This is a genomic window from Micromonospora sp. M42 (genome assembly GCF_000568915.1).
Lineage (GTDB): Bacteria > Actinomycetota > Actinomycetes > Mycobacteriales > Micromonosporaceae > Micromonospora > Micromonospora chalcea.
In genome coordinates, this window is sequence record NZ_KK037233.1 from 3,516,973 (window position 1) to 3,525,940 (window position 8,968).

Here is an 8,968-nt window from a genome sequence, read left to right on the forward strand (position 1 = left end):
CCGTACCCGGCCGCTGCGACGCCTACACCGTCGGCACGCCACTGTACGGCGAAGGTCGAATTCGTGACGGTTACCCTTGGGGCATGTCTGCCGAAGAGCCGCTGTTCCGGATCGTCCGCGGCGTGCCCACCGCCGAGGAGCTGGCCGCTCTGGTCGGCGCGATCATGGTGCGTACCCGCCCGGCCCAGGCCGCCACGCCGGCCCCCGTGTCGCAGTGGGCGCGCAGCGAACGTCCCGCCCTCGCCGGCCCGGTCGCCGGCGCCGGCGCGTGGCGGGCCTCCGGCCTGCCCCGCTGACGTCTGGCTCCACCCGCGGCGCCGGACGGGGCTGCCGGGATCCACGTTGAGCCACTAACCTCACTCAGGGAAACCGTGTGGTGACGGGCAGGAGGCTCCGATGATCCCGGAGGACAACCAGCCAGCCGGCTGGCTGCGCGGCTACGGCGGCATCGAGGCCGACATCCGACAGATGCGGGAGTTCGCCGACCGCCTCCAGGACGAGGTGACGCGCAACTACTCGCCGCAGCTGTCGTACATCGCCGACGACATGAAGGCCCCGGTGCCGAACCCGGCCGACGCCTTCATCGAGCTGGTCCATTTCCTCCAGGCCCACCACGACACCCAGACGGCAGCGGTCAGCGCCGTGTGGGACCTGGCACCCGCCACCGGCCGGCTCGCCGACGCCGCCGGCCGGATCGCCAACCACTACGGCGACGCCGACGCGTTCTCCTCCGCACGGGTCACCGACGTCGAACGGGCACTCGCCGGGCCGTCGAGCACCGTCGCCCGCCCGCTGCCGCCACTGGCCGACCCCACCGCCCCCGAACAGAGCCGGGTGATCCTGCCGTGATCGAACGGGGCAGCGGACGCACCTCCGGGCTGACCGACTGGCGGCTGATGGACGTCCTCAGCATGTGGGCGTGCCTCCAGGACCAGGACACCGCCGGCCAGTGGAAGCAGGTCGCCGGTTGGCGCAAGGTCTGTGACCTCGCGCTGACCCACCTCAGCCGGCTGCGGGAATACCGGCGCGGCCTCGCCGAGGCCTGGCCACCCGAGACCAATGCCGCCGCGCGGGCGTACATCGCCGAACTCGACCAGCTCATCGACCGCGTGCAGCGCACCCACGACGCCGCCGCCGCGAACTACGACGCGCTCGCCGCCGCCACCCGCGCCATCGGCAGCGCGCGGGCCGAGCTGCAACCCCTGCACGAGGAGTACGAGAAGAGGCTGCGGCAGAAGCGGGCGTACGAGGCGACGATCGCCGACCCGAAGGCGGTGGCGGGTAGCCGGTTGCCGGAACGGCCCCCGGTCACGGACGACGACTTGGAGCAGTTGAACGTACGGGCGCGCGGGCTGATGACGGGGTTGAGCGGCGAGCTACAGCACGCCCAGGTCATGCTTCGCCAACCGCCACCGAAACCGGTCCCGAAGGTAGATGAGATCTCCACGCGGCCCGGGACAGAGGTTGCTGCACCCATGATCCCGCCGATCATTCCGGTTCCACTACCGGCAACCCCTGTTGCTAGAACGAACCCGCCGCGTACGGCCACCCAAACAACGCCCCTGGTTCCAGCGCCCAGCACGGGTCCAATACTGGGCGGAGTGGGCAGCACACTGAATCCGCCGCCCACATCTCCGACCCTGCCAAGCCCTCCGACCGTGCCGAGCACGCCATCGGTCGCAGGCGGCAGCCCTGTGCTACCCCCTCCGGCACAATATCCGGCAAGGCCAGTCCTTCCTCACTACAACCAGATGCAAGGAAATCCGGCATCTGGATCGGTTTCACCTGCCAGCCCTATGCGCTCAGCACCGCTAGGTGGCCTTATAGGTGGCAACATTCCGCCGGGTTTGGCGCAGCCAACGAGCGGCGGTCCTCGCAGAGTTAATCCCGTGGGCGGCGTCATTGGCGGCGGAGCAGCCGGGACAGCACCCACTGGAGGAGCGGGTTCCCGGCCAGGAGCGGGGCGGAATTCTCAGCAGTTCAGCGCAACAGGACTTCATCCGCTCGGCGGCAGTCCTACTTCAGGATCAGCTAGTTTGGGAAACTTGGGTAAGGCACCCAGGAAGCCAGACAGGGAAGTCGAATGGGACCCCGATAATCCATGGAGAACCAACGAGGGGGTGGATCCCGTCGTGCAGGCACCCGAAGATGAAGGGCCAATAGACCCGGGCCCTGCAATCGGCCTTCCTCGCTAGATATGTCAGCATTCCAAGCTGCTGCCGCTGTCGTTCTGCTATTGGCAAGCTCTTTCCACATTGGCGGCAACTCCCTCAGAGGGGAGTCAAGTCAGTGGCATCTGAAGTACTTGCAGGCATCCAAGGCTCACACCCTCAGCCGCGGAGAGGGCGTTGTTGTTGCAGTTCCTGACAGCGGAGTGGCGCCGCATCCAGACCTGTCGCAAAGCTTGATGCCAGGAATCGACATCATCCCGGGCGGCTCCGGAAACGGCCAAGGAGATAGGGACGGGCACGGCACTGGCATGGCCGGATTAATTGCGGCCAACGGACAAAGCACCCAAGGCGCTTTGGGCATAGCCCCGAACGCCAAGATACTGCCGATCTACACGTCTCCGGCCCATGAGGACGGAACATCCGCTACCCTCGCAATGGCAATACGATATGCAATCAAAAAACACGCACAGGTAATTAGCGTGTCACTGACAGCCGGGGCTGACGTCGAGCTACAACAGGCAGTTAAGGACGCGCTTAGCGCAAACATTGTTGTCGTTGCAGCAGCCGGCAACACCTCCGAATCTCCACTCATCGGCTATCCAGCTCGCGAGCCAGGTGTTATCGCGGTAGGCGGAGTCGACCGAGAGGGGCGCCATGCAGCAATCTCGGTTGCTGGGCCGGAGATCGACGTAGTCGCTCCGGCCGTCGACATCTACAGCACCGGTCTCAATGGGGGCTACCGGCTTGGTACCGGTACCTCAGATGCCACGGCGATCGTTGCCGGCGCTGCTGCCCTGATCCGCTCCAAGTACCCCAACCTCCCCGCGCAGGAAGTCGCCCACCGGCTGACCGCCACCGCCGTCGACAAGGGACCACCAGGCCGCGACGACCAGTACGGCTACGGCGTCATCGACCTGGTAGCGGCGCTCACCGCCGATGTCCCCCCGCTCGGCTTCGAGTCCTCGAACGTCACGCCACCGGCGTCGGCGGAGGCAGCCCCGGAAAAGGGCGACGACAGCAGCGCGACCGTACGCGGGCTCGCCACCCTGGGTGTGCTGGTGGCGGCGGGCGGCGGATACCTGTTCTGGCGTCGGCGCCGACGTGCCGACGACCCGCCGCCGAGGGTCAGCCGGTAGCGTCGGCGGGGTGTCGACCTCCGTACCGGTGCGCCTCGTGCTCGCCTCGCAGTCTCCCGCCCGCCGCAAGTTGCTCCAGGCCGCTGGCATCGAGCCCGACGTGCTGGTCAGCGGCGTGGACGAGTCGCAGGTGGTCAGCGAGCGCGCCGAGGATCTGTGTCTGGAGTTGGCCCGGTTGAAGGCGCAGGCCGTACGCGATCGGCTGCGGCCGTCGCCGGATGAGCGCACTCTCGTGCTCGGCTGTGACTCGGTGCTGGCCTTCGACGGTGAGATCCTCGGCAAGCCTGATGACGCGGCGGACGCCACCCGGCGGTGGCAGCGGATGCGCGGGCGCAGCGGTGTCCTGCACACCGGGCACAGTCTGATCGACGTGACGCACGAGTCGCGGGCCGAGGCCGTCGCGTCGACCACTGTGCATTTCGCCGACATCAGCGACGAGGAGATCGCCGCGTACGTGGCGACGGGCGAGCCGCTGGCCGTTGCCGGCGCGTTCACCATCGACGGGCTGGGCGGCGCGTTCCTGACCGGGATCGAGGGTGACCCGGGCACGGTGGTGGGGTTGTCCCTGCCGTTGCTGCGCCGGCTGCTCGCCGAGGTGGAGCTGAGCATCGTCGACCTGTGGACGAAGGTCGCGCCCGGGGGCCAGGAGATCGAGCATCTCGGCTAACGTCCGGACATGACCACGAAGCCTCTGCCGCTCACCCCGGAACTGCACGCCTATCTGGTGGCCCACGGGTCCGCGCCGGACGAGATCGTCCGGGAGCTGGCCGAGGAGACCCGGGCGGCCCTGCCCGCCGAGGCGGTGATGCAGGTCGCGCCGGAGCAGGCGGCGTTCCTGACGTTCCTGACCCGGCTGCTCGGCGTACGGCAGGCGGTCGAGGTGGGCACGTTCACCGGCCTCTCCTCGCTGGCGATCGCCCGGGGGCTCGCCGATGGCGGGCGGCTGACCTGCTTCGACATCTCCGAGGAGTACACGGGCGTGGCCCGGCGCTACTGGGAGCGCGCCGGTGTGCAGGACCGGATCGAGCTGCGCATCGGCCCGGCCGCCCAGACGCTGCGCGAGCTGCCCCGCGAGCGTTACCTGGACTTCGCGTTCATCGACGCGGACAAGGTCGGCTACCCGGTCTACTGGGACGAGCTGGTGCCGCGCATGCGCCCCGGCGCGGTGGTCGCCGTCGACAACACGCTGCGCGACGGCCGGGTGCTCGCCCCGCGCAACGCCGACGACCGGGCGATCGCCGCCTTCAACGACGCGGTGATCGCGGACGTGCGCGTCGAGGCGGTCATGCTGCCGATCGCCGACGGCGTCACGCTCGCCCGAGTGCTCTGAGCCGGCCCGAACACAACCTCGCCGAAACGGAGTCGATCAGGTCGCGCGGACCGGCGCGGGCAAGGCACGCCCCAGCCGCACCGTCAGCAGCACCGCCACCGCGATGAACGCGGGCAGCAGCAGGAACGCCGGGTGCGGGCCGGCGCCGTCGGCCACCCACCCGAGCGCGACCGGCGCGATCCCGAAACCCACACCCATCGAGTACGCCGACCAGCCCGCCGCCTTGTCGGCGGCCGGACCGGCGACTGCGAGCGCGATGGAGATCGCCAGCGGGTAGTGCAGCGCGTTGCCCAGGCCGAGCACGACCAGGCCGGTGACGGCGAGCCAGCCGACCGTACTGCCCCAGAACAGCGCGAACCCGGCCAGCGAGACGGTGAGCGCGCCGAGCAGCAGCGGCACCGGCGGCCAGCGCAGCGCGGCCCGGCCACCGGCGATCCGGCCGGCGAACATGCCGCAGACGATCGCGGCCACCGCCGCCGACGCCCCGCCCGCGCTCAGCCCGGCGTGGGTCCGCAGCACGTCGGCGGTCCAGAGCGACAGGCAGACCTCGATCGACCCGGTGACGGACATCAGAACCCAGGCGATCCAGTACGCACGCGGCAGCCGCCCCGCTGCCCCACGCACCCCGGAGGCGGGCGCCTCCGACGCCGGCAACCCCGGCGCGGGCACGGCCGAAGCGGGCACAGGCGCGGCACCCCCGGACGACACGGTGACGGGAGCGCCCGGAGCGGGCACGGCGGCGTCGGATGCGCCGACGGCGGGTACTGCCGGAGCGGGCGCGGTGGCCTCGGCCACCCCGGACGTGGGGACGGCGGGCACCCGGGTGGATGCGGCCACGGCGACCGGTGTGCCGGCAGCCGCGACAGCGGGGGCGCGGTTCGGCCCGCGTACCCGGAAGGTCAGAGCCGCGAGCGCGACAAGCGTGATCAGCCCGACCTCGACGGCCATCAGCGGTCGCCAGCCGAGGCCGGCGTCGACGCTGGCGCCGATGGTCAGCGGCGCCAGGATGCCCATGCCGGCGCACGCGGCGTTGGCCTCGGTGAGCGCGGCGGGGGCGGCGGGTCCGTGCCGGGCGGTGAGCACCACGCTGACGCCACTGACGATCATCATGCCGAAGGTGGCGATGACCGCGACGGCGGCGAGCGTGGCCGGTAGCGGGCGGAGCAGGCCGAGCGCGGTGACGCCGGCGGCGACGCCGGCGAGGCCGAGCCAGATGGCGGGGCCGCGGCCGAGGCGGCGGGCGATCGGGGCGAACAGCGCTCCGCCGGCCAGCGCGCCGACGGCGATGCCGGTGCTGTGCAGGCCGGCGACGGCGGCGCTGGTGCCCTGTTCGTCGCGGAGCAGCGGTACGACCGGGCCGAATCCGTAGAGGAAGAAGCCCCAGAGACCGAGCTGGGCGTAGGTCAGCCAGGTGATCCGGTCACGGGTGAGGCGGGGCACCGGCCCACGCTACGCGCGTGGCGCCGGTGCCCCCTGCCTCCTGAGAGGTACGTCTCCCCTGGTCAGCGGACACTGCGGGCGAACTGGCGGGCGGCCCAGAAAACGCCTGCAGCGGCGAGCACCGCGATGATGCCGAGGCCCTGCCAGACGCGGTCGCTGCCGAGGTCGCCGTTGAACAGCGCGCGCGTGCCCTCGACCGCCCAGGAGAACGGGTTCCACTTGGCCACGCCCTGGAGCCAGCCGGGGGCGAAGGTGAGCGGCAGCAGGATGCCGGAGAGCAGCAGGACCGGCTGCGCGACGGTGTTCATGAGCGGGGCGAGCGCGTCCTCGCTCTTGACCTTGAGCGCGATGCCGTAGGAGACGGCCGAGGTCATCAGCGCGATGAGGGCGAGCATCAGGTACGCCAGGAGCAGGTTGCCGATGAAGACGCGCAGGTCGAACGCGAGCGCCAGCAGCGTGATGATGATCGCCTGCGCGATGAGCGAGACCACGTCCCGCAGGGACCGGCCGAGCAGCAGCGCGAGCCGGCTGACCGGGGTGACCCGGGAGCGTTCGATCACGCCGGCGCGCAACTCGGCGATCAGGCCGAAGCCCTGGAACAGGCCGCCGAAGATGGCCAGCAGCACGAGCAGACCGGGCACGAAGATCTTGTACGCGGCGGCCTGCGTCGGGGCGTTCAGCGCGGGCTTGAGCAGCGGGGCGAACAGGAGCAGGTACATCACCGGCTGGAAGACGCCGACGAAGATCCACACCGGGTTGCGCAGCAGCAGTTGCGTCTGGCGCTGGAAGATCAGCCAGGTGTCGCGGGCGAGTTTCATGACAGCTTCTCCGGGGGTCAGGACTCGCGCAGCGAGCGGCCGGTCTTGGTGAGGAAGACGTCGTCGAGGCTGGGCCGGTGCAGCTCGATCGAGCGCAGGTCCAGCCCGGCGTGGTCGAGGCGGCGCAGCACCTGCGGGATGGCGGTGGCGCCCTCGTCGACGTAGAGGCGCAGGCCGCCCTCGTCAACGGTCTCCAGCTTGCTCACGTACGCCTCGGTGTCGAGCAGTTCGGCGGCGCGCGGGGTGCTCGGGGCGTCCAGTCCGACGATCACCACCTCGCCGGAGATCTCCCGCTTCAGCTCGGCCGGCGTGCCCTCGGCGACGATCTCGCCGTGATCCATGATCGCGATGCGGTCGCAGAGCGCGTCCGCCTCGTCCAGGTAGTGCGTGGTGATGAAGACGGTCATCCCCTCGGTACGCAGCCGGCGGATCTCGTCCCACATGTGCGCGCGGCTCTGCGGGTCGAGGCCGGTGGTCGGCTCGTCCAGGAAGACGATCTTCGGCTCGTGGATGATGCCGAGCGCGATCTCGACCCGCCGGCGCTGGCCGCCGGAGTAGGTCTTGCACTTGCGGTCGGCGTACTCGGTGAGCTGGAAGGCTTCGAGCGCGCGCTCGGCGCGTCGGTGCGCCTCGGCCTTGCTGATGCCGTAGAGGCGGGCCTGGAGCACCAGCTCCTCGCGGGCGCTCGACTCGTCCCAGGTGCTGCCGCCCTGGGCCACGTACCCGATCCGGCGGCGCACCTCGGCCGGGTCCTTGCGCAGGTCGGCGCCGGCCACGGTGGCCTCGCCGCCGTCCGGCTCGATGAGCGTGGCGAGCATCCGTAGCGTGGTGGTCTTGCCGGCGCCGTTGGGCCCGAGGAAGCCGAAGATCTCCCCCTCGGCGACGTCGAGGTTGACGCCGCGGACGGCGTCCACGGTCTTCGTCTCGCGACCCTCGCGGGAGCGGTACGACTTCCGCAACCCCCTGGTCTCGATCATTTCTGCTCCTGGTCGTCCGGGCGGGCCTGACCGGCCGCCGATCGTCCGCGAGGACGCACGAATCCCCCGCGATTCCTGCCGAGGCTAACGCGATATAGCTTCTTTGGTCAACGTTGATTATGTCGTGTCATCGGGAGCCGTCGGTCCAGCCCGACCAGCCCTCGGCCCGCTCCATCCCATCCGGCAGGTACGACACTCCCGACTCGATCCGCTCCGCGATCCGCTCGCACCACGCCGTCTCCGCCTCGGCGCGGGCCAGCCACAGCTCGAACATCCACCCGACGTGCACCGGCTTGCGGGTGCGTACCCAGTCCGAGTCGAGCGAGGCGCGCATCGACTCGACCCCGGCGCGAAGGAGGTTCGCCCGGTTGCGCAGCGCCGCCGCGGCCTCCTCGCGCGGCATCGCCGGCAGGAAGGAGAACGCCGCCACGAACGGGTCCGGCGGCTCCTGCACCTGCCACCACTGCGCGCGCAGCAGCGTCTCGAACTCGTCCTCCCCCTTCGCCGTCACCTCGTACGTGGTGCGGGCCGGGCGGGCGCCCACCTGCTCGACCGAGACGGTCCGCAGCAGGCCCTCGTCGGTGAGTTTGCGCAGCGCGTGGTAGATCGAGCCGGGCTGCACGTTGGCCCACTTGTCCGCGCTCCAGCTCAGCAGCTCACGGCGCACGTCGTAGCCGTGCACCGGCTGCATCCACCGGACCAGGCCCAGAATCATCATCCTCGTTGCCGACACCGGACAAGCGTAATAGGCAAATTTGACTACAGTGCCGCATCCCACACTGAGCGATCGTTAGGCTCCGCAGGTAGGCCGCTAAACTCCCGGCAACGACCTCCCGGGAGGAGCCTCAAGGTGCGCAAGGTTCTCATCGCCAACCGCGGCGAGATCGCCGTCCGCGTCATTCGCGCCTGTCGCGACGCCGGCCTGGCGAGCGTCGCCGTCTACGCGGACTCCGACCGGGACGCCCTGCACGCCACGCTCGCCGACGAGGCGTACGCGCTCGGCGGCGACACCGCCGCGGACAGCTACCTGCGCATCGACAAGCTGATCGACGTCGCGGCCCGGTCCGGCGCGGACCGCGGTGCACCCCGGCTACGG

Annotated in this window: 10 protein-coding genes and 1 pseudogene; 6 read left to right on the forward strand and 5 right to left on the reverse strand. The window is 70.4% G+C overall.

The window, feature by feature from the left end; genetic code table 11:
- Positions 1-83 precede the first annotated feature (83 nt).
- Together MCBG_RS15915 and MCBG_RS15920 are read left to right on the forward strand one after the other, a co-directional pair.
- On the forward strand, positions 84-296 hold the full coding sequence (locus tag MCBG_RS15915) for an acyl-CoA carboxylase subunit epsilon (RefSeq protein ID WP_043326672.1): 213 nt from the start codon (positions 84-86) through the stop codon (positions 294-296).
- Between the two features lie 100 nt (positions 297-396).
- Positions 397-849, forward strand: coding sequence for a hypothetical protein (locus tag MCBG_RS15920; RefSeq protein WP_043326674.1), 453 nt, complete (start codon positions 397-399; stop codon positions 847-849).
- A 292-nt stretch (positions 850-1,141) separates the two neighbouring features.
- Here the strand turns inward: MCBG_RS15920 and MCBG_RS35235 are convergent, their stop codons facing one another.
- Positions 1,142-1,312 carry a hypothetical protein gene (locus MCBG_RS35235; RefSeq protein WP_181373755.1) on the reverse strand — a complete coding sequence of 57 codons (171 nt, stop codon included), beginning with the start codon at positions 1,310-1,312 and terminating at the stop codon, positions 1,142-1,144.
- Between the two features lie 885 nt (positions 1,313-2,197).
- Here MCBG_RS35235 and mycP point away from each other — a divergent pair.
- From mycP to MCBG_RS15935, 3 genes are read left to right on the forward strand one after another with little or no spacing between them, the layout of a single operon-like run.
- A complete protein-coding gene (gene mycP / locus MCBG_RS31810) occupies positions 2,198-3,307 on the forward strand; it encodes a type VII secretion-associated serine protease mycosin (RefSeq protein WP_084789541.1) in 1,110 nt (369 codons plus the stop codon).
- Positions 3,308-3,317: 10 nt separating this feature from the next.
- A complete protein-coding gene (locus MCBG_RS15930; RefSeq protein WP_043326679.1) occupies positions 3,318-3,974 on the forward strand; it encodes a Maf family protein in 657 nt (218 codons plus the stop codon).
- Positions 3,975-3,983: 9 nt separating this feature from the next.
- Positions 3,984-4,637, forward strand: coding sequence for an O-methyltransferase (locus MCBG_RS15935; RefSeq protein WP_043326681.1), 654 nt, complete (start codon positions 3,984-3,986; stop codon positions 4,635-4,637).
- 36 nt (positions 4,638-4,673) lie between these two features.
- On the opposite strand, the gene MCBG_RS15940 is transcribed toward MCBG_RS15935, so the two are convergent.
- The 4 genes from MCBG_RS15940 to MCBG_RS15955 form a co-directional block, all read right to left on the reverse strand.
- Positions 4,674-6,077: an MFS transporter gene (locus tag MCBG_RS15940; protein WP_043326683.1), complete on the reverse strand. Its 1,404-nt coding sequence runs from the start codon at positions 6,075-6,077 to the stop codon at positions 4,674-4,676.
- A 62-nt stretch (positions 6,078-6,139) separates the two neighbouring features.
- Positions 6,140-6,895, reverse strand: a complete 756-nt coding sequence (locus MCBG_RS15945; RefSeq protein ID WP_043326685.1) for an ABC transporter permease — start codon at positions 6,893-6,895, stop codon at positions 6,140-6,142.
- A 17-nt stretch (positions 6,896-6,912) separates the two neighbouring features.
- Positions 6,913-7,872, reverse strand: a complete 960-nt coding sequence (locus tag MCBG_RS15950; RefSeq protein ID WP_043326688.1) for a daunorubicin resistance protein DrrA family ABC transporter ATP-binding protein — start codon at positions 7,870-7,872, stop codon at positions 6,913-6,915.
- A gap of 127 nt (positions 7,873-7,999) precedes the next feature.
- Positions 8,000-8,590 carry a PadR family transcriptional regulator gene (locus tag MCBG_RS15955; protein WP_043326691.1) on the reverse strand — a complete coding sequence of 197 codons (591 nt, stop codon included), beginning with the start codon at positions 8,588-8,590 and terminating at the stop codon, positions 8,000-8,002.
- A gap of 132 nt (positions 8,591-8,722) precedes the next feature.
- Here MCBG_RS15955 and MCBG_RS32535 point away from each other — a divergent pair.
- Positions 8,723-8,968, forward strand: a pseudogene (locus MCBG_RS32535) (biotin carboxylase N-terminal domain-containing protein); the annotation flags it as partial.

What these genes read in the sequence shown, in the direction of transcription:
- MCBG_RS15945 (WP_043326685.1), bottom strand. Translation starts at nt 6,895, where the DNA reads ATGAAACTCGCCCGCGACACCTGGCTGATCTTCCAGCGCCAGACGCAA.
- MCBG_RS15920 (WP_043326674.1), top strand. Translation starts at nt 397, where the DNA reads ATGATCCCGGAGGACAACCAGCCAGCCGGCTGGCTGCGCGGCTACGGC.
- MCBG_RS15955 (WP_043326691.1), bottom strand. Translation starts at nt 8,590, where the DNA reads ATGATGATTCTGGGCCTGGTCCGGTGGATGCAGCCGGTGCACGGCTAC.
- mycP (WP_084789541.1), top strand. Translation starts at nt 2,198, where the DNA reads ATGTCAGCATTCCAAGCTGCTGCCGCTGTCGTTCTGCTATTGGCAAGC.
- MCBG_RS15950 (WP_043326688.1), bottom strand. Translation starts at nt 7,872, where the DNA reads ATGATCGAGACCAGGGGGTTGCGGAAGTCGTACCGCTCCCGCGAGGGT.
- MCBG_RS15915 (WP_043326672.1), top strand. Translation starts at nt 84, where the DNA reads ATGTCTGCCGAAGAGCCGCTGTTCCGGATCGTCCGCGGCGTGCCCACC.
- MCBG_RS15935 (WP_043326681.1), top strand. Translation starts at nt 3,984, where the DNA reads ATGACCACGAAGCCTCTGCCGCTCACCCCGGAACTGCACGCCTATCTG.